Source organism: Streptomyces sp. NRRL F-5126, assembly GCF_000721265.1.
GTDB lineage: Bacteria > Actinomycetota > Actinomycetes > Streptomycetales > Streptomycetaceae > Streptomyces.
In genome coordinates this window covers 1-536 of sequence record NZ_JOFZ01000061.1, presented here as the reverse complement: position 1 = coordinate 536, position 536 = coordinate 1, and the positions used below count along the sequence as shown (strand labels likewise).

Annotated in this window: 1 protein-coding gene and 1 pseudogene; both read right to left on the bottom strand. The window is 61.0% G+C overall.

Features of this window, described 5'->3' with window-relative positions:
- Positions 1 to 228, bottom strand: a 228-nt coding sequence (locus IH48_RS35550) for a beta-ketoacyl synthase N-terminal-like domain-containing protein (RefSeq protein ID WP_158710400.1), incomplete at its 3' end; no start/stop codon positions are given.
- A 24-nt stretch (positions 229 to 252) separates the two neighbouring features.
- Positions 253 to 536 (bottom strand): annotated as a pseudogene (locus IH48_RS36470) (polyketide synthase); the annotation flags it as partial.

Below are 536 nucleotides of genomic sequence, written 5' to 3'. Positions count from 1 at the left end.
CCACCCACGGTCCTCGGGGAACCCGGATATCGCATCCGTGCTCCCCGCAACCAGACCCCACAATCCCTCAGGCGACCGCACACCACCCGGATAACGGCACCCCATTCCCACCACCGCAATAGGCTCACGTGACGCCGTGATGAGAAGCTGATTCTGCTGCCGCAGCCTTTCGGCTTCCTTGACGGATGCTCGTAGGGCAGTGACGACTTGGTCGATAGACATGGCCATGGGAACTTCGCACCTCTGAATTCGTCAGGACTCGGTTGTGTTACCCAAAGCGATCTGAACGAGACTCTCCGCGTCCATGTCGTCGATCAGGTCTGCGGAGGCGTTGTCAGTGGTCAGCGCTTCGTTGCCGGGCTCGGCGAGTTGCAGCAGCGTGTCGAGCAGGCCGGAATTGCGCAGCGTGGCAAGCGGAATGGAGGTCAAAGCCTCGCGGACTTTCGTTTCGAGCGCATCGGCTTCGACTTCATTGCCGGAATTCGATACTGACGGCACCAACTGCGTTCGCAGGTAGTGCGCGAGTGTGGCGGGGG